Origin of the sequence: Cupriavidus gilardii (genome assembly GCF_017598945.1) — a bacterium.
GTDB classification, from domain to species: Bacteria; Pseudomonadota; Gammaproteobacteria; order Burkholderiales; family Burkholderiaceae; genus Cupriavidus; species Cupriavidus gilardii_E.
In genome coordinates this window covers 24,926-43,305 of record NZ_JAGFTW010000045.1, presented here as the reverse complement: position 1 = coordinate 43,305, position 18,380 = coordinate 24,926, and the positions used below count along the sequence as shown (strand labels likewise).

Genomic DNA, 18,380 nt, shown 5'->3' with positions numbered 1-18,380 from the left:
CGTCGGCTAACCCGCCGACGGCCGCGGCAGCATCAAATCCTGGCGGGCGGCAAAGTCGAACAGTTCCCTGTCGTTGCTGGCCCCCAGTTTCTGCATCGCGCAGTTCTTCTGCCGGCTGATCGTCTTGACGCTGCGGCTTAGCGCCGTGGCGATCTGCGTCACCGACTTGCCGCTCAGATAGAGCCGCAGCACTTCCGTTTCCCGCACCGACAGACTGCCGATGCCGGCGCGCTCCTCCGGACAGGGGTAGCGCGCACTCGATTCGGCCAGGATGCGCGCCGCCGATTTGCCGATATAGGTCTGGCCGCGTTCGACCTGGACCAGGGTATGGACCAGCTCGTCGAGCGGCGAATCCTTCAGCAGGATTCCCTGCACCGGTACTTCGACGATCGCCCGCAGGATCAGCGGGTTGGTCATCATCGTCAGCACCACGACGCGCATCTGCGGATGCTGCCGTCGCATCTGGCCGAGCATCCGCAATCCGTCCTTCGCCTGGCCGCCGGGCATGTGGTAGTCGGTGACCACGACGTCGGGCGTACACGTCGCGATGGCGCGAAACAGTGCCTCGGGCGTCGTCACGTCAGCGCAGACCTGCCAGCCGGCGTGCCCCTGCAGAACGCTGCGGATCGCCAGGGATATCGCGGGATGGTCGTCCGCGACGACGATGTTCAGTGCCATGCCATTGCTCCTCCGCCCGCTTGCCGAGCAGCATCGCAATGCGCAGCTGGTGCCAGGGGCGTGCGGTCCATCGGAAAAGAAGCGCCGCCCGGCAAATGCCGTGCGGCGCAAAGCGCGTCAAATCTGTATCGGGAAGCCGGTGACACGATGGAGGAACGGACACAACAACACAGCGCCCCGACACAGCGACAGCGCGCATGCCCACCCCCAGACCAAAAACGGGAAATAGTCGGAAAGCGCTGCAATGCCCGGCCAGATTAGCGGGCAAGGACGGGCAGGAGGATAAGAGGAGTCTCAAAACGCGATCCGGGACGAGGGCTCGTGCGCACCGACTCGAGGCGAGCGGCCCGGCTCAGCTCGACAGCGTTCTGGCCCACCGCGCCAGCGCCGGCACCAGTTGCGCCATCGCCGCCGCCACGGCGGCGGGATCGCCGTCGCGACATGCCGCCTCCAGTGCCTCGCAGCCCGCCGCGACCGCATCGGCCGACACCAGCCGCGCGGCGCCCTTGATCCGGTGCGCGATCGCGTGCGCGGCCTGCCAGTCGGCGCGCGCCACGGCGACGCGCAGCGCGGCCAGGTCTGCCGTGTTGCCGGCCAGCAAGGCGGCCCGTATCGCCGCGTCGGGGGCCGCCGCGACGGGCTCCGCGGCGAATGCCGTCGAAGGACAGCGCCCGGCCGGCGGCTCGCCCAGCCAGTGTTGCAATGCACGGCCGAGCGTGTCGAGATCGATCGGCTTGAACAGGCAATCGTCCATGCCGGCCGCCAGGGCCTGCTCCCGGTTATGCGGCCGTGCGTCGGCGCTGTAGCCGAGCACGGGCACGCGGGGCCGCGCCAGCGCCCGCTCCTGCGCGCGCAGCTTGCGCGCCAGCGTGAAGCCGTCCATGCCGGGCATATTGCAGTCGAGAATCACCAGATCGAAGGCGGGATCCGACGCCGCGCACCGCACCAGCGCGTCGTGCGCATCGCCGGTACCGACGGCCTCCACGCCCAGATGCCGCAGCTGGCGGGCCAGCAGCATCCTGCCTGCCGGATGGTCGTCGACGATCAGCGCGCAATAGCCCTTGTGCAGCGGCGCGACGGCGGGCCGGCGGGCGCTCGTCTGATGGCTGGTGCCCCGCAGCGCGCGTCCGGCGCAGGCCTCCGCCGGCAGCGTCAGCGTCAGCAGCGCGGTGGTGCCGTGGCCCGGCCGGCTGGTCAGTTCGAGGTCGCCGCCCATCTGGCGGGCAAGCTGACGCGAGATCGACAGGCCAAGGCCGGTGCCGCTGGTCGCGCCGGCTTCGGCCGCCCGGTAGAAGGGCTCGAACAATTGGGGCATCTGGTCTGCGGCGATGCCCGGTCCGCGGTCGCGCACCACGATGCGTATGGTTTCCCGATTGGCGTCCTCGCCGGCGCTCTCCAGCTTCACCGTGATGTCGCCATGTCCGCTGAACTTGATCGCGTTGCTGAGCAGATTGCCGACGACCTGGCGCAGCCGCTGCGGATCGGCCCGATGGCGCCGCGCCTGCAGCGGCCCGAGCTGCAGCCGGATGCGCAGACCACGCGAGGCCGCCAGTGGCCGAAACGCATGGACCCATTGCCGCAGCAGCGTATCGAGCTGGACAGGCTCGGGCCGGATTTCCATCCGGCCGGCCTCGAGCCTGGCCATGTCCAGCAGATCGCCAACCAGCGCCACCAGCGATTTGGCGCAGTCGTGCGCGGTGTCGATGTAGTGGCGCGCCTCGCCATGGATGGCGGTCTTGTGCTTGAGCAGGTCGAGGATGCCGATCACCGCGTGCATCGGCGTACGGATTTCATGGCAGATCGTCGCGAGCAGGCTTAGTCGATCTGCTCCGGGCGATGCGCCGGCCGATTTGCCAGCCGATGCGCCAACCGAGGCGGAAGGGCGGGGCAAGGCAGCGCGGTGGGCAGCGTCCGCCGAAGGCCGCATGCGGGCGGCGCTGCGGCGGCTGGCGGCCCGCGTGCCGCATAGGCGCCGGTGCAGCGTGCTGGCAGCGCGCGCGATACGCCGGCCGTGCCGATGCAGGGCGACCGCGCAAGCGGCCATTGCCGTCATCCACAGCATGGTGCCGAGCGAGCAGGTCAGCAGCCATGGCCGACGTCCCTGGGACGCCGGCTGCGCCGCCGGCACCGCGGCCCGCAGCCGGGCCGGCATCGCGTCGGACGACGCCCAGTCGGCCTGCAGCGCGTCCCAGTGCGTGGGCGGAATCGCGGCCAGCGCCTTGTTCAGGATCATGCGCAGCTGCGGCGCCGCCGGCGAGACGCCGAAGCCGATCGCGGCCGGCGGCGGACCCAACTGGCCGGCCACGCGCAGCCGTGGCGCAAAGGCGCGCCGGACCATGTAGCGCGCGCATGTCAGCGTGTCGACCGCGGCGTCGGCCTGGCCGTGCGCGACCATGCGGTACGCCTCGGTATTGGAGCTGGTGCGGATGATGGTCGCGTTGGGCACCTGCGCGAGCCGCTCCGCCAGTCCGCGGCTGCCGCGGCGCACGGCGATGCGCATGCCGGCCAGCCCGCTGGCATCGCGAATCGCACCGTTGGCGGCGTGGGTGATGATGACCCAGGGCGTGATCAGATAGGGCAGCGACGGTTGCAAGCGCTGCGACTTGCGACCGGATTCGCGTATCGCGCCGGCATCCGCCGGCACAGAGGAATCGCTCGCCAACGCGGGGACCAGCAGCACCGAGCCGTTGTGCAGGGCCGCGTCGCGCGCCGCGGCGTCTTGCTGCCAGACCGGTTCGAAGCGCAAGCCGGTGATACGTCCGACCTGCTCCAGGGCCTGTACGGCGATACCGGCGGCATGTCCGCCGGTGCCGACGAAGACCATCGGCCCGCCGATCGGGGAGGCGCTGTAGCGCACCACCGGGTGCGCGGCCAGCCAGCGCCGTTCCGCCCCGGTCAGCGTGTCGGCCAGCAGCTCGCGCACGGCTCCGGTATCGTCGCGCTCCGTGTGGGTGCGGCCGAGTTGGGCCGCGACCAGCGCCGCCCACAGCAGGCAGCCGCACGACATCAGCCCGCACAGCCTGCGTTCAGAGCGCTGCATCGACCGGCCGGCGCATCGTCGCCGCCATGCACGTCGTGCGATTGGCAAGATGGGATGACATCGAGGCGACCTCCGCGCAGACACAGTGAAGCGGAGGAATCTAGCCAATGCGCCATGCTGCGACTATCGCAGTTCGACGCGGACGGTGTTCTATCGGACGCGTTGCCCGCAATCCGATGCCGCGATCAATCCTGTTCGCAGCGGCCGGGCGCGATCGAGATTTCGCCAACCGGCCGGTCGCCGATGCCGGTGTAGCGGAACACCAGCGCGATGCCGAGGCGGCCCAGCACCGGCACATCCGGATTGCGGCAGATGCCGCGCACCAGAGCCGGTGTGGCGCTGGCCATGAAGGCCGCGGTGCCCTCGCGGGAGGCGTCGAAGCGGACCAGGTTCAGATGGAAGACCACGCGCTTGCCGCGTTCGCCGCGGCAGCCATCCAGGCGCGTGGCGGTATCGAGCAGGATCGGGCCGGAACGCGTCAGTTCCTGGCAGGCGCTGCCCAGCGCCACGTCGGTATTGCTTCCGGTACCGGTGAGCCGCGTGACGCCATTCATGCCGGTCGGCCGGCCATCGGCCACGCCGACCAGCAGCCGGGCCAGCGCGGACATGCTCGACGGCGCGGTGGTCGACGCGGCGGCGTTGCCGTGCTGGGCCACCGCGGGCCACGATGCGCAGGCGATGAGCGCGGCGGCGCGCCACGGATGGGGCAACGAATTCAAAAGCGAGTTCCGCATGAAGATACCGGTATCGAGGTCGCCTCGAACGGCGGCCGCGGGCGGGCTGCCCGTTCGCCATGGCGAAACCATAGCGAGCCGTTTGCCGGTGTGCTGTCAGTCACTGTCCTACATAGGTAAGTCAAATACGTTGATTTCCATGTGCTATGCTGCAACGCAGCAAAAATGAACCGGGAGCGTTCGCGCGCTTCCCCACTCCGCGCATGGCAAGAAGCTTGATGGGAAATTGGCAGCATCCGTGGCGGCAGCTCGGCATGCTGCCCCGGCAGTCGGCGCGGCACCTTGGCAACTGGCTCGATCGCCTGGACCGCCGGGGGCGCCGGGACCCGGCCGCACCCACGGCCCGCACGCGGGTACCGCCGCCGGTCGCGCTGCCGGCGGGCCCGTTGCCGGGCCAATGGTCGCAGCGGCGCCTGAAGCTGCCGGCTATGGCCGGCGAACTGGTATCGCAGCTCAGCTACTGGCTCTATGAGCCGTCGCGCCGGCACACCGGGCCGCTGCCGCTGGTGGTGATGCTGCATGGCTGCCGGCAGACCGCCGAGGACTTCGCCGCCGGCACGCGCATGAACGCGCTGGCCGAACGCGAGGGTTTCCTGGTCGCCTACGCCGAACAGCCGCTGCGCCGGCAATTGCAGCGCTGCTGGCAATGGTTCGACCTCGCCGCCAGCGAGGGCGCGCGCGAAGCCCAGGCGATCGCCGCGCTGATCGATGCGCTGGCACTGCGGCGCGATGTCTGCCCCGAGCGGGTCTATCTGGCGGGTTTGTCGGCGGGCGCCGCGATGGCGGCCGTGGTGGCCTTGCGCTATCCGGACAAGATCGCCGCGGTCGGCCTGCATTCCGGTGTGGTGGTCGGTGCCGCCGACTCGGCGCGGGCGGGTCTGCGGGCGATGCAGCACGGCTCGCGTGCGGAGCCTGCCGCCTTGCTCGATGCAGCCGGTGTCGCGCTGGCGGGCAAGCCCATGCCGGCGCTGATCCTGCACGGCATGGACGACGAGGTGGTGCACCCGGTCAATGCGCGCCTGCTGGCGCGGCAGTTTCTGGCCTACAACCGCTTGCCGGACCGCGTCGAGGGCGGGCGGCGCAACGGTGAGCCGGCGCCCGGGGCGGCCGGTCCGACCGGGCATGAGCGCGGCGGCGCGCAGAGTGAAGGCGATTCGCCCGACATGCCCGCCGGCCATTATCTGGAGTCCCGCTTCGGCTATGCGCGCCGCGATCTCGTGCAGCTATGCGAAGTGGCCGGGCTCGGCCATGCCTGGAGCGGCGGCGATCCCGCCTATCGCTATCACAGCGACACCGGGCCGGCGGCCAGCATGCTGATGTGGGAGTTCTTCCGCGAGCATCGCCGCTGACGTGCCGGCCCGCGGGCCAATGGTGGCCGAGCGGGGCGCCAGGCATTGGCGCCCCCGATTCGCTTAAATCCGTGCGGACTTGCGCGCGAACAGTGCGGTCACCATGCCGAGCGCGCACAGCGCGACGACATAGTGGGCCGGAGCCAGCGGATCGTTCTTGAGCATCAGCGTCACCGCCATCGGCGTCAGCCCGCCGAAGATTGCATACGACAGGTTGTACGAGAACGACAGGCCCGAGAAGCGGACATGGGCCGGGAAGGCGTTGACCAGCACGAACGGCACCGCGCCGATGGTGCCCACCGCGAAGCCGGCCAGCGCATAGAGCGGCAGCAGCAGGTCGGGGCGGTGGTGGATCACCGTGTAGAACAGATAGCTGCTGACCGCCAGGAACAGGCCGCCGAAGAACAGCGTGCGCCGGGCGCCGATGCGGTCGGCCAGCGCGCCGGCCACCACGCAGCCGATCGACAGGCATAGCGTCGCCACGCTGTTGGCGACCAGCGCCGTGCGCGCGTCGAAGCCATAGAGCTTCTGCAGGAAGGTCGGCGTCATCAGGATCACGACCACGATGCCGGCCGACAGCATCCAGGTCAGCAGCATCGACACCGCCACCGCGCCGCGGTGATCGCGCACCACCGCCTTCAGCGGCATCTCGGCCGCCAGCGCCTTCTTGCGCTGCAGCTCGGCAAACACCGGCGTTTCATGCAGCCAGCGGCGCAGATACATCGAGGCGATGCCGAACACGCCGCCGAGCAGGAACGGCACGCGCCAGCCCCAGTCGGTCAGCTGCTCCGGCGTGAAGATCGTATTGATGCCGGTCGCGACCAGCGAGCCCAGCAGGATGCCGGCGGTCAGGCCGGCCGTCAGCGTGCCGCAGGCGTAGCCGACGTGGCGGCTGGGCACGTGTTCCGAGACGAAGACCCACGCCCCGGGCACCTCGCCGCCGACCGCCGCGCCCTGCAGCACGCGCAGCAGCAGCAGCGCGACCGGCGCCAGCAGGCCGATCGCATGGTAGGTCGGCAGCAGGCCCATCAGCAGCGTGGGCACCGACATCAGCAGGATCGACAGCGTGAACATCTTCTTGCGCCCGAGCAGGTCGCCGAAGTGGGCCATGATGATGCCGCCCAGCGGACGCGCCAGATAGCCGGCCGCGAAGATGCCGAAGGTCTGCAGCTGGCGCAGCCAGTCCGGAATCGAGGGCGGGAAGAACAGCTGCCCGATCACGGTGGCGAAGAAGACGAAGATGATGAAGTCGTAGAACTCGAGGGCGCCGCCGAGAGCGGCGAGGGACAGGGTCTTGTAATCCTGGCCGGTCAGCGGGCGCGCGGCGCGTTCGAGCGACGCGCCGCCGGCGCCAACAGTACTGCTGGTGGTGGACATTGAGGAAACTCGCATGGAAGAGATCGCATGCGAAGCGCGCTAACACGGGTAAGTGTGAGGGTACGGCCGGCGGGTACAGCGCGGGAGAGAGGCAGGGCCAGAGGACGGGTGGGCCTCGGCATGCGACGGAACGCTTCGCAAAGGCGAAACGATACCAGATCGGACGGGCCCGCGCCGACGCGCCGGTCGCAATAATCCCCCGCGCACTGTCATGAAGCATTACCATAATGCCCAAAAAAGTGGGATCCAGAGCACAACTGGAGCCAAGGACGCGCATCGGGAGGGCACAAGGCCGCGGTGACGGCAGGGGGAAACCGCCCCAGGCGCGTGCGGTTGTGGGGGTCAAATTCTTCGGGACGACATGGCATTCAAGATTTCGATGCAGGCCGCCACCGCGACGCCGCGCCGGCGTACGGGCCTGCGCGTGGCAGGGGGCGTGGCCGCGGCAGTGGCGATTTTCGGTCTGGCCGGCTACTTCGGCGGACCGCCGCTGATCCGGTCGCTGGCGGCGAGCCAGGCCAGCGAGGCGCTGGGGCGCAAGGTGACGATCGGCGAGGCGCAGGTGCGGCCGTTTTCGCTGGCCGCCACAGTCGGCGACGTCACCATCTTCGAGCCGGACGGCACCACGCCGATGCTGACGCTGGGCTCGGCCGATATCGATGCGTCGATCGCCTCGCTGTGGCGGCTCGCGCCGGTGGTCGACGCCGTGCATATCGACCGGCTCGCCGTGCATGTCGTACGCGAAGCCGACGGCCGGCTCAGCTTCGACGATATCCGCGACCGCCTGGCCGCCAGGCCCAGGAGCCCGGACGACGGCGAACCGGCCCGCTTCTCGATCAACAACATCGCGCTGACCGGCAGCTCGCTGCGGTTTGAAGACAAGATGCTCGGCGAGACCCAGAAGGTCGACCATCTGACCGTCACGCTGCCGTTCCTGTCCAACCTGCCGCACGACGTCAATATCGTCACGCAGCCGAGCATCAGCGCCCATATCAACGGCTCGCCGCTGGCGGTCAGCGGCACCATGCTGCCGTTCGCCGATGCGCGCGAAGCGAAGCTGAACCTCGATCTGGATGGCCTCGATCTGGTCCGCTTCATGCCGTTCGCGCCGCGGCTGACCGATGCCGAAGTCAAGGCGGGCAAGCTCGATACGCGGCTGGTGGTGGGCTTTCGCCAGCAGCAGGACCAGCAGCAGATCGAGGTGTCCGGCACCGCGTCTCTGCGCGAGGCCGATATCCGCAAGCGCGACGGCACGCCGCTGCTGCGGGCCGGCAAGCTGACGGTCGATATCGCGCGGCTGGCGCCGACCGACAATCTGATCCATCTGCGCGGCGTGACGCTGGACGGTCTCGACGTGCGTGCGCTGCGGCGCGCCGATGGCACGCTGGATCTGGCCACGGCGTTCCTGCCGCGGGCGACGCCAGCGGCAACGGCAGCGGCAGCGGCCAAACCGGCGGCCTCGGCCGCCCCGGCGGCAGCCGCATCGGCCCCGGCAACCGCATCGGCTACCCCGTCCGCTTCGGCCCCGCTCGCTTCCGCCTCCGCCCCGGCCGCCTCTGCCCCGGCTGCAGCACAGGCGGCACGGCCCCCCAGCGACGCCAAGCCGTGGCGCTACACCATCGACCGCGTCGCGCTGAAGCAGGCGCGCGTGACGCTGCGCGACGAGGCGGCCTTCTCGGGCCCCGGCACGCTGGCGCTGGGGCCGATCGACGTGCAGGTCGACGGCCTGTCCGGCGACAGCGACAAGCCGGCCAGGCTCGACGCCACCCTCGCGGTTGCCGCCGGGCAAACCATCGCGCATCAGGGCGCGCTGTCGCTGCGTGACGGCACGCTGGCCGGCACGCTGCGAACCAATGGCCTGCAGCCGCAGACTTTCGCCGCCTGGTTCCCGGCCGAACTGCGGATCCAGTTGGGACAATCCGCGCTCGACGCCGAACTGAATTACCGGATGTCGTGGGCCGCCCCCGTGTTTGCGCTGTCGCTGGAGAATTCGCGCGTGGCCATGAGCGGCGTCCATGTGGCCTTGCGCGACCCGGCCGCGGCGCCGCGCGTTGCCGCGGCACCGTCCGACGAGACCGCCGCCAAGCGTCGCGAGCAACGCGCCCGTCAGCGCGGCGATCTGGTCGGCGACAAGCTGCCGCTGCTGACCGCCGACAAGCTGACGCTCGACGGCCTGAGCTTCGATCTGGCCGCGCAGTCGCTGAAGGTGGGGCAGGTCGGCATCGCCAACCCGCAGATTGCCGCGGTGCGCGACCATCGCGGCGAACTGGTCGAGTCCTCGCGCATCTGGGTGGCGCAGTCGCGCGCCGCCAGCGCGAAACGCGCGCAGCCCGCGCCGCGCCCCAACGCCGCGACAGCGGCTCCCGCCAGGCCGTGGCAGGTCGAGGTCGGCAGTGTTGCAATCGACGGCGGCAAGCTGCGGCTGACCGACTATCAGCCCGCGGCGGCCAACGGCAACCGCCCGGTGGTGCACCAGCTGCGCGGCATCGACGTCAAGACCGGCGCCGTGCGCTGGCCGCTGGCCGCCGCGCCGATTGCGCTGAAGGTCAAGGCCGAATCCGGCCGTCGCGGCGTACTGTCGCTGGACGGCACCGTGCAGCCGACGCTGCCGGCGCTGCAGATGCGCGTCGATGCGAAACAGCTGGATCTGACGCCGTTCCAGCCATATCTCGCCGACCGCTTCAACGCCGCGCTGCGCGCGGGCAACGCCACCGTCAACGGCAAGCTCGCTGTCTCGGTGCCGAGCGGCAAGCCGCTGGCCGCGACCTTCGCCGGCACCGCGCAGCTGAGCAATGTGCGCACGGTCGACCGCCTCAACGGCGAGGACTTCATCCGCTGGCGCTCGCTGGGGCTCAGCGGCATCGACTTCCACATGGACGACAGCAAGGGGCCGTTGCGGCTGGCGCTGGGCCAGATCGCGCTGAACGACTTCTATGCGCGCGTGATCCTGAACGCGAACGGCGGGCTGAATCTGCAGGACGTGGTCTCGGGCGGCGCGCAGCAGGGCCAGCCGGCACCGACCACCAGCCTGACGCAGGCCAATACCGCGCCGGCGCCGGCCAGCGCACCGCAGGCACAGTCGGCTTCCGCGACGGTCGCCGCCAGCGCCTCCGCGCCGGCGGCCGCTTCGGCCAAGGGCACCGCGGCCGGTCCGCAGATCCGCATCGGCGGCGTCAAGATCGACAAGGGCAACATCAACTTCTCGGACTTCTTCGTCAAGCCGAACTACACGGCCAACCTGACCGGCATGCACGGATCGATCTCGAAGGTGTCGACCGGCGATCCGACGCCGGCGGACCTGGTGCTCGAGGGCCGGCTCGACGACGATGCCCCCGTGACGATCAGCGGCAAGCTGAACCCGCTCGGCGAGCAGCTCTATCTCGATATCGCGGCCAAGGCGGCGGGCGTCGAGCTGACGCGGCTGACACCGTATGCGACCAAGTACGCCGGCTATCCGATCACCAAGGGCAAGATGACGGTCGACGTGGCCTACAAGATCGAGAACGGCCATCTGAACGCAAGCAACCATCTGTTCCTGGATCAGCTGACGTTCGGCGACAAGGTCGACAGCCCCACCGCGACCAAGCTGCCGGTGCTGCTGGCGGTCTCGCTGCTGAAGGACCGCAATGGCGTGATCGACGTCAACCTGCCGGTATCGGGCTCGCTGTCGGACCCCGAGTTCAGCATCGGCGGCGTGATCATGCGCGTGATCGTCAATCTGCTGACCAAGGCCATCACCTCGCCGTTCTCGCTGATCGCCTCGGCCTTCGGCGGCGGCGACGAACTGGGCTACGTCGAGTTCGCGCCGGGTTCGGCCAATCTGACCGAGGCAGGCCGCAAGAAGGTCGAGACGCTGGGCAAGGCCCTGAACGATCGGCCGGGGCTGCGTCTGGAGATCACCGGCCGCATCGATCCGGCCACCGACGCCGCGGGCGCGCGCCGGGCGTGGCTGGACGAGCAGGTCGCCGAGCAGAAGGTGCGCGAGCTGCGGCAGTCCGCGCGCGAGCAGCGTGCGGCCGACGACGAGGACGACGAGCAGGGCGCCAAGGTGACGGTCAGCCCGCAGGAATATCCGAAGTACCTCGAGGCGGTCTACAAGCGCTCGTCGATCAAGAAGCCGCGCAATCTGATCGGCATGGCGAAGTCGCTGCCCACCGCCGAGATGGAGGCGCTGCTGCTGCAGAACGCGCCGGTCACCGACGGCGGTCTGCGGCAACTGGCCGAGCGTCGCGCGCTGACGGTCAAGCAGGCGCTCGAACGCGAGGGCAAGGTGCCCGAAGCGCGCCTGTTCCTGACGGCGCCGAAGCTCGATACCGAAGGCATCAAGGACAAGGGCTCGCCGAACCGCGTCGACTTCACGATCCGGCAGTAGTAGCGCCGGATCGCCGGTGCACCAGCCGCACGTCGCGAATCACCATGCGGTCGCGCGGCAGCGCCGGCAGGCGAGCGAAGTCCAGTGTCAGGTCCTGCTGCGGCACGGTGTAGCGCAGCCCGCGCAGCAGGAACTGCACCGCCTGCTTCATCAGCGCCACGGTGATGCCCTCGCCGGGACAGCGATGATGATCGGCGGCCTGCGCGCCGCCCTGCGGGATGAAGTCGAACGGTGCCGGCGCGCGCGAGAGGAAGCGTTCGGGCGCGAATGCCTCGGGGTCGTCCCAGCTGCGCGGATCGCGATTGGTGCCGTACACGTCGAGCATCACGCGCCGGCCGCGCGCAAAGCGATAGCCCTTCCATTCGAAATCCTCCCGCACGCGCGCCACCACTGCCGGAAAGAACGGATACCAGCGGCGCACCTCCTGCACGAAGGCGTCGAGATAGGCCGGATCGCCTTGCTGCAGGCGCTCGCGGCATGCCGGATGCAGGTGCAGCGCGTGCGCGACGAACACGATGAAAACGGACACCGCCACGGTCGGGCGCAGCAGGTTCGCCAGTTCCACGGCGGCGATGCGCGGCGGCATCAGCTGGCCGTCCGCATCGTGGTGCCAGGCCACCGTGTGCATCGGCGTGTGTTCGAGAATCTCGATCTGGCCGGCGCGGGCCTCGTCGATCAGCCGCGACAGCCACGCCTCGACGCGGTCGCGCGCGCGCCGCGAGCGGAAATGCCCGAGCCCCGGTGCGGCCGCCTGATCGAACAGCGCGGTCAACTGCTGGCAGCGGGGCGCGACCTCATGCTCGCGCAACGGCACGCTGGCCCAGCTGCACACCGCGCGGGTCAGCAGCGGATGCAGCGCGTCGTACAGCGCCACCGGCTGACCATCGGACCATGACCGGGCGGATAGCAGCCATTGCTGCGCGACCGCGTCGCACAACGGCGCAATCCGCTCGGGCGCGGTCGCGTGCATGAACAGGGCCTTGCGCATCCGGTGGGCATCGCCGTCGAGCGTCTGCACGCCGCCCTTGCCGAACAGCGTCGCGCGCAGCGGCTCGGGTGCGGCACCGCCACGCTGGAACCGCCTGGGATCGTAGAACAGCGCGGCCGCCTCGGGGCCGGTCATGCACAGAGTCCGGCGCAACAGCAGCCGGCTTTCGAAGACATCGGTTTGCAGGGCGCGGCAACGTTTGGCGATGAAGCGATAGGGGTCGGCAAGCAATGCCAGGCTATGGTCCCCGGGCGCGTCGCGTGGAATGGCGGGCATCGGCGGTGCTCGGATCGGAAGCGTAGTCGCCGATCTGCTGCAACCTGCATGCCAGCGGGCCGCGCCGGCCCCACGCGGACCGGCGAAGCCGCCTTCGCGCCGCATCCGTGCGAGAGCGCCTTCGTGGCGCCGCAGCAAAAACACGTATGATTCGCTCCGGATTGAATAAAGGAGTTTGTTTTGCAGCAGGAAGCCGTCGCCTACAAGACCTGGGTGTGTCTGATTTGCGGTTGGGTCTATGACGAGGAGCAGGGCTGGCCGGAAGACGGCATCGCGCCCGGCACCCGTTGGGAAGCCATTCCCGAGGATTGGCGCTGCCCGGAATGCGATGTGGCGAAGGCCGACTTCGCGATGATCGAGATCTGACGCGGCGCGTCGGCCGTCGACGCGCGCGCTGCCGATGATGCGCCGCAAGGCGCTTCGCTATCCGTGGTGCAGGCGATTGTGCAGCTCGCCATGCGGCCGGTGGCGCGGCATCGGCACGCCGCGCCGCCGCATCTGCCGGCAGCGGCGCCAGCGCATCCGCGCGGGCCGCATGCTGCGCCACAGCGCGCGGGCGACGGTCAGGGTCAGCGCCGCGGCGAGCAGGATGGCGATCCAGAACAGGGACATGTCGGCCTCCCCGCCGGTCGCGTTGCATCGCACCGGCAAGTACCGAGTCGGCTGCGGACCGGCTCGGGCTCGTGGCCAGCTGGTCCGCTAGATCAGTAACGGGATCGCTTCGAGTACGGCCAGTCCCAGCAGCGCGCCGGCGATCGCGCCGAGCGTGCGGCAACTGATCTGCAGTGGCCGCGCTGCAACGGGCACCATGCCCATCACGATAATCCCAACCAGCGCCATCGGAATCAGGAACACGAGGTCGTGCATGTCCAGGGTCGGCATGGCGGTCTCCTTTCCTCTCTCTCTGTGGGTAATTGCTGTTATGCCTGCAGTATAGGCAGCGGGGCGCACTATCCAAGGTCTTTACCGCTCGGGGTTGACCCGAGGCACGCGTGCGGTCGCGCCGATCCCCGCCGCGTGTCCTATGCTGTGCAAATGAACGGGACTCGGTCTCGTCACAGCAGACGGAGGTGGCAATGGAACTTCACATGCATTCGCACCACTACGTGCGCCGCGTGCCTGACTGGAGCGCGGCCGCGGTGTCCGGCCTGGCTGCCGGCGCATTGCTGCTGGTGCTCGAGCTGTTCTGGTCGACCATGATCGCCGGCACCAACCCGTGGCCCACCACGCGCATGATCGCGGCCATCGTCATGGGGCCCGACGTGCTGCAAAGCGGCATGTTCAGCCTGGCCACGGTTACCGCCGCACTGGTGATCCACTTCGTGCTGGGCGCCGTGCTCGGCATGATCCTGGCAGCGATCATGGCGCCGTTCCAGCTCGATTCCAGCCTCGGCATGGCGCTGCTGGTCGGCGCAGTGTTCGGCCTGGTGATCTACCTGATCAACTTCTATGGCATGACGCGCTTCTTCCCGTGGTTTGCCGATGCGCGCGGCTGGCACACGCTGTTCGGCAACATCGTGTTCGGCATGTGCGCGGCCGCCGCGTACTGGAAGCTGGAGAGCAAGGACGTCACGCACTGACGCACTGACGCACCGAGGCACTGAGGCGCGACGGCGAATGCACGGCGGTCGGGGTTTGGTCCCGCCCGCCGTTTTTCATGCGCACCGCCATGCGCCCGCATGCGCTTGTGCGTCGCGTCACAGGCGGCTCGGACCATCGCCTTGAATCGACGGGATCGGATGCACTAGTCTTATCCTACCTGCGTGACTTGGGCAGCCCTCGTGCCGGCGGCACAGAAGGAGGGGTCGATATGGCGCTCGCCATCGCACTCGTGGTCATGGTTGTCGCTTCGGTGCTCTTCCACTTCCTGAGCCCGTGGTGGGCGACGCCGCTCGCGTCCAACTGGAAGCAGATGGACGACACGCTGACCATCACGATCGTCATCACCGGCGCCTTCTTCATCGGCATCAATCTGTTCGTCGGCTACATGCTATGGCGCTATCGCCATCGCGAGGGCAGCCGCGCGGCCTATGAGCCCGTCAATCACAAGCTCGAACTCTGGCTGATCGGCGGCACGACGCTGGGCATCATGGCGCTGCTGGCGCCGGGCCTGTTCGTCTACGCCGACTATGTGCGCCCGCCGCGCGATGCGATGCTCGTCGAAGTGGTCGGGCAACAGTGGTCGTGGGGCTTTCGCTTTCCCGGGCCCGACACGCAATTCGGCACCAGCGATCCGCGCTTTGTCGGCCCCGGCAATCCGCTCGGACTCAATCCCGACGATCCCAACGGACAGGACGACATCGTCGTCGCCGGCCCCGAACTGCATCTGCCGCTGGGCCGGCCCGTCAAGATCCTGGCGCGCTCCAAGGACGTGCTGCACGACTTCTACGTGCCGGAATTCCGCGCGCGCATGAACATGGTGCCCGGCATGGTCACCTCGTTCTGGCTCACGCCGACACGCGCCGGCACCTTCGACGTGCTGTGCGCGCAGCTGTGCGGCGTCGGCCATCACAACATGCGCGGCAAGGTGGTGGTCGACGAGCCCGCCGCCTTTACCGCCTGGCTGCAGAAGCAGCAGACCTTCGTCGCGATGCGCGCCGGACAGCCGGCCGCCGCAGCCACGGTACCGGCCCAGCCGCTCGGCACGCGCGGTCCCGGCCCGGCCGCGGCCGATCTCGCCGAACAGGGCAGGGCGCTGGCGCAGAGCAAGGGCTGCGTCGCCTGCCACAGCGTGGACGGCTCGCCCAGCGTCGGCCCGACGTGGAAAGGCCTGTACGGGCATACGTCGACCTTCGCCGACGGCAGCAGCGCCAAGGTCGACGACGACTATCTGCGTACCGAGATCCGCGAGCCGCAGCAGCGCGTGGTCAAGGGCTTTGCGCCGATCATGCCGAAGATGCCGCTCAGCGACGACGAGGTCAATGCGCTGATTGCCTTCATTCGCGCCAATGCCGGGCCGCCGCGCGAGGCCGCGGGCAAGTAGCGCGACGACAGGCGCGACGACAGGCGCGACGACAGGCGCGACGACAAGCGCAACGCAGCGCACGAGTACAGAGGGCAGCGACGCGTCCGGAGCCGGACGCGGCCTGCCACGACAGGTCACCGACCGCAGGAGAGATCACCATGGCCTACGCCGACGATGCCGTCCACCACGGGCCCACCAGCTTCTGGACGCGTTATGTCTGGAGCCAGGACCACAAGGTGATTGCGGTGCAGTACACGATCGTCGCCATCGTGGTCGGGCTGGTCGGCGTCGTGCTGTCGAACCTGATGCGGATGCAGCTCGGCTTTCCGGGCCGCTTCGAATTCATCGACGCCAACGCCTACTACCAGTACGTCACCATGCACGGCATGATCATGGTGATCTATCTGCTGACCGCGCTGTTTCTCGGCGGCTTCGGCAACTACCTGATCCCGCTGATGGTCGGCGCGCGCGACATGGTTTTCCCCTTCCTCAACATGCTGAGCTTCTGGGTCTACCTGCTGTCGGTGATCGTGCTGCTGGCCAGCTTCTTCGTGCCGGGCGGACCGACCGGCGCGGGCTGGACGCTGTATCCGCCGCAGGCGATCCTGCCCGGCACGCCAGGATACGACTGGGGCATCATCCTGATGCTGGTGTCGCTGCTGATCTTCATCGTCGCGGCGACCATGGGCGGCCTGAACTACGTGACCACGGTGCTGCAGGCGCGCACCGAGGGGATGACGCTGATGCGGATGCCGCTGGCGGTCTGGGGTATCTTCATGGCGACGATCCTCGCGCTGCTGGCCTTTCCGGCGCTGTTCGTCTCCGGCGTGATGATGCTGCTCGACAAGACCATCGGTACCAGCTTCTTCATGCCGTCGATGGTGTCGATGGGGCAGCAGCTCGACTACAAGGGCGGCAGTCCGCTGCTGTTCCAGCACCTGTTCTGGTTCTTCGGCCATCCCGAGGTCTATATCGTCGCGCTGCCGGCCTTCGGCATCGTCTCGGACCTGATCAGCGTGCATGCGCGCAAGAGCATCTTCGGCTATCGCACCATGGTGTGGGCGATCCTGGCGATCGGCGTGCTGTCGGTAGTGGTGTGGGCCCACCATATGTTCGTCAGCGGCATGAATCCGTACTTCGGCTTCTTCTTCGCCACCACCACGCTGATCATCGCGATTCCGACCGCGATCAAGGTCTACAACTGGGTGCTGACGCTGTGGCGCGGCGACATCCATTTCTCGGTGCCGATGCTGTTTGCGATCGGCTTCATCAGTACCTTCCTGATCGGCGGGCTGACGGGGCTGTTCCTCGGCAACGTCAGCGTCGACATCCCGCTGTCGAACACCTACTTCGTGGTCGCGCACTTCCATATGGTGATGGGCGTGTCGCCGATCCTGGTGGTGTTCGGCGGTCTCTATCACTGGTATCCGAAGGTCACCGGGCGCATGCTGAACGACACGCTGGGCCGCGTGCACTTCTGGGTCACCTTCGTCGGTACCTACGCGATCTTCTTCCCGATGCACTATCTCGGCATCCTGGGCATGCCGCGCCGCTACTACGCCTTCGAGAACTACGCGTTCATCCCCGAATCGGCGCATGTGCTGAACGCCTATATCTCGGTGGCGGCCTTTGTCGTCGCCGCCGCGCAGCTGCTGTTCGTCTTCAACCTGATCTGGAGTGCGCGCCGCGGCGAGCCGGCCGGCGCCAATCCGTGGCGCGCCGCTTCGCTCGAATGGCAGACGCCCCATACGCCGCCGGAACACGGCAACTGGGGACCGCATCTGCCCGTGGTGTATCGCTGGGCCTACGCGTACAGCGTGCCCGGCGCGCGCGAGGACTTCATCGCGCAGAACGCGCCGCCCGAAGCGGGCGGCGCCGAACCCGAACCGCACGCCAGCCAGGGAGCCGTCGCATGAATACCGGAGCACTGTATCGAGTCACGCGCGGCGACGACGGTCCGGCCCCGCGCGGCGGCGACGCGATGCGTCAGCATGCTGCAGGCTCGACGCCGGCCAGCGTCGCGTTGTGGGTCTTCATGGGTGTGGTCACGTCGCTGTTCTCGCTGTTCATCGTCGCCTTCGGGCTGCGCATGGACTCGATCGACTGGCATCGGATCGCGCTGCCGTGGCAGGTGTGGCTGTCCACCGGGCTGCTGATTGCCGGCAGCGTGGCGATGTGGCGCGCCTCGCGTGCCGCGCAGGCCGGCGAGCCGGAGGAGGCCGGGCGCGCCCTGGCGTTGGGCGGCATCGGCGCGCTGGGCTTCGTCGCCAGCCAGCTGTGGGCCTGGCAGGCGCTGGGCGCGGCCGACATCCTGCCGGCCAATAATCCTGCCGGCAGCTTCTTCTACATGCTGACCGGGATGCACGGTCTGCATATGGTCGGGGGCCTGGTGGCGTGGATCGCCGCGTGGCAAGGCATCCGCGGCTCCGCGCGGCCCGGTGCCGCGTTGCGCGTGCGGCTGCTGGCGCGCTACTGGCACTTCATGCTGGCGGTATGGCTGGTCCTGCTGGCCGCGCTCGGCTGGCTGACCCCGGAAATCGTGCGCTACATCTGCGGCACCGACTGACCGCAAGGTCCGCGCGGGCAGGCAAGCGAAGGAGG

14 protein-coding genes are annotated in these 18,380 nt (G+C 68.9%); 7 read left to right on the top strand and 7 right to left on the bottom strand.

Translation table 11 applies throughout. The features are described 5' to 3' along the window. Positions 1–6: 6 nt before the first annotated feature. The 3 genes from J5T34_RS16260 to J5T34_RS16250 form a co-directional block, all read right to left on the bottom strand. The gene (locus J5T34_RS16260) at positions 7–678 is read right to left on the bottom strand and encodes a response regulator (protein ID WP_174106149.1); all 672 of its coding nucleotides are present in this window, start codon (positions 676–678) and stop codon (positions 7–9) included. A gap of 352 nt (positions 679–1,030) precedes the next feature. Continuing rightward, complete coding sequence (locus tag J5T34_RS16255) at positions 1,031–3,718, bottom strand: ATP-binding protein (RefSeq protein ID WP_208580750.1); 2,688 nt, start codon at positions 3,716–3,718, stop codon at positions 1,031–1,033. A gap of 185 nt (positions 3,719–3,903) precedes the next feature. Further along, on the bottom strand, positions 3,904–4,437 hold the full coding sequence (locus J5T34_RS16250) for a hypothetical protein (protein WP_208580748.1): 534 nt from the start codon (positions 4,435–4,437) through the stop codon (positions 3,904–3,906). 233 nt (positions 4,438–4,670) lie between these two features. Here J5T34_RS16250 and J5T34_RS16245 point away from each other — a divergent pair, with 233 nt between their 5' ends. Further along, positions 4,671–5,801, top strand: coding sequence for an extracellular catalytic domain type 1 short-chain-length polyhydroxyalkanoate depolymerase (locus J5T34_RS16245; protein WP_244258987.1), 1,131 nt, complete (start codon positions 4,671–4,673; stop codon positions 5,799–5,801). A 63-nt stretch (positions 5,802–5,864) separates the two neighbouring features. Here the strand turns inward: J5T34_RS16245 and J5T34_RS16240 are convergent, their stop codons facing one another. Beyond that, positions 5,865–7,178 (bottom strand): MFS transporter, encoded by a 1,314-nt coding sequence (locus J5T34_RS16240; protein ID WP_208580744.1) that lies wholly within the window; start codon positions 7,176–7,178, stop codon positions 5,865–5,867. Between the two features lie 361 nt (positions 7,179–7,539). Here J5T34_RS16240 and J5T34_RS16235 point away from each other — a divergent pair, with 361 nt between their 5' ends. Further along, positions 7,540–11,550, top strand: coding sequence for a DUF748 domain-containing protein (locus tag J5T34_RS16235; RefSeq protein WP_208580742.1), 4,011 nt, complete (start codon positions 7,540–7,542; stop codon positions 11,548–11,550). Here J5T34_RS16235 and J5T34_RS16230 read toward each other — a convergent pair. Then, positions 11,534–12,814, bottom strand: coding sequence for a cytochrome P450 (locus tag J5T34_RS16230; protein WP_244258986.1), 1,281 nt, complete (start codon positions 12,812–12,814; stop codon positions 11,534–11,536). The genes J5T34_RS16235 and J5T34_RS16230 overlap by 17 nt on opposite strands. Positions 12,815–12,994: 180 nt before the next feature. Between J5T34_RS16230 and J5T34_RS16225 the strand changes: the two genes are divergently transcribed. Continuing rightward, positions 12,995–13,180, top strand: a complete 186-nt coding sequence (locus J5T34_RS16225) for a rubredoxin (RefSeq protein WP_208580740.1) — start codon at positions 12,995–12,997, stop codon at positions 13,178–13,180. Positions 13,181–13,237: 57 nt separating this feature from the next. Here the strand turns inward: J5T34_RS16225 and J5T34_RS16220 are convergent, their stop codons facing one another. After that, positions 13,238–13,426, bottom strand: coding sequence for a hypothetical protein (locus tag J5T34_RS16220; protein ID WP_208580738.1), 189 nt, complete (start codon positions 13,424–13,426; stop codon positions 13,238–13,240). 87 nt (positions 13,427–13,513) lie between these two features. Then, on the bottom strand, positions 13,514–13,696 hold the full coding sequence (locus J5T34_RS16215; RefSeq protein ID WP_006578697.1) for a hypothetical protein: 183 nt from the start codon (positions 13,694–13,696) through the stop codon (positions 13,514–13,516). Between the two features lie 194 nt (positions 13,697–13,890). Between J5T34_RS16215 and J5T34_RS16210 the strand changes: the two genes are divergently transcribed. The 4 genes from J5T34_RS16210 to J5T34_RS16195 all read left to right on the top strand — a co-directional run bounded on the left by J5T34_RS16210 (position 13,891) and on the right by J5T34_RS16195 (position 18,345). Further along, positions 13,891–14,394 carry a hypothetical protein gene (locus tag J5T34_RS16210; RefSeq protein ID WP_208580736.1) on the top strand — a complete coding sequence of 168 codons (504 nt, stop codon included), beginning with the start codon at positions 13,891–13,893 and terminating at the stop codon, positions 14,392–14,394. Positions 14,395–14,624: 230 nt separating this feature from the next. Continuing rightward, positions 14,625–15,797, top strand: a complete 1,173-nt coding sequence (locus J5T34_RS16205; protein ID WP_208580734.1) for a c-type cytochrome — start codon at positions 14,625–14,627, stop codon at positions 15,795–15,797. A 140-nt stretch (positions 15,798–15,937) separates the two neighbouring features. After that, positions 15,938–17,695 (top strand): cytochrome c oxidase subunit I, encoded by a 1,758-nt coding sequence (gene ctaD, locus J5T34_RS16200; protein WP_208580732.1) that lies wholly within the window; start codon positions 15,938–15,940, stop codon positions 17,693–17,695. Next, positions 17,692–18,345: a cytochrome c oxidase subunit 3 gene (locus tag J5T34_RS16195; RefSeq protein ID WP_208580730.1), complete on the top strand. Its 654-nt coding sequence runs from the start codon at positions 17,692–17,694 to the stop codon at positions 18,343–18,345. Before ctaD ends, J5T34_RS16195 begins: the two co-directional genes overlap by 4 nt. The last annotated feature ends 35 nt before the right edge of the window (positions 18,346–18,380 follow it).

Bases quoted from the DNA above. Each gene is read 5' to 3' on its own strand.
- J5T34_RS16260 (WP_174106149.1), bottom strand. From the start codon at position 678: ATGGCACTGAACATCGTCGTCGCGGACGACCATCCCGCGATATCCCTG.
- J5T34_RS16255 (WP_208580750.1), bottom strand. From the start codon at position 3,718: ATGCAGCGCTCTGAACGCAGGCTGTGCGGGCTGATGTCGTGCGGCTGC.
- J5T34_RS16245 (WP_244258987.1), top strand. From the start codon at position 4,671: ATGGGAAATTGGCAGCATCCGTGGCGGCAGCTCGGCATGCTGCCCCGG.
- J5T34_RS16240 (WP_208580744.1), bottom strand. From the start codon at position 7,178: ATGTCCACCACCAGCAGTACTGTTGGCGCCGGCGGCGCGTCGCTCGAA.
- J5T34_RS16235 (WP_208580742.1), top strand. From the start codon at position 7,540: ATGGCATTCAAGATTTCGATGCAGGCCGCCACCGCGACGCCGCGCCGG.
- J5T34_RS16230 (WP_244258986.1), bottom strand. From the start codon at position 12,814: ATGCCCGCCATTCCACGCGACGCGCCCGGGGACCATAGCCTGGCATTG.
- J5T34_RS16220 (WP_208580738.1), bottom strand. From the start codon at position 13,426: ATGTCCCTGTTCTGGATCGCCATCCTGCTCGCCGCGGCGCTGACCCTG.
- J5T34_RS16215 (WP_006578697.1), bottom strand. From the start codon at position 13,696: ATGCCGACCCTGGACATGCACGACCTCGTGTTCCTGATTCCGATGGCG.
- J5T34_RS16210 (WP_208580736.1), top strand. From the start codon at position 13,891: ATGGAACTTCACATGCATTCGCACCACTACGTGCGCCGCGTGCCTGAC.
- J5T34_RS16205 (WP_208580734.1), top strand. From the start codon at position 14,625: ATGGCGCTCGCCATCGCACTCGTGGTCATGGTTGTCGCTTCGGTGCTC.
- ctaD (WP_208580732.1), top strand. From the start codon at position 15,938: ATGGCCTACGCCGACGATGCCGTCCACCACGGGCCCACCAGCTTCTGG.
- J5T34_RS16195 (WP_208580730.1), top strand. From the start codon at position 17,692: ATGAATACCGGAGCACTGTATCGAGTCACGCGCGGCGACGACGGTCCG.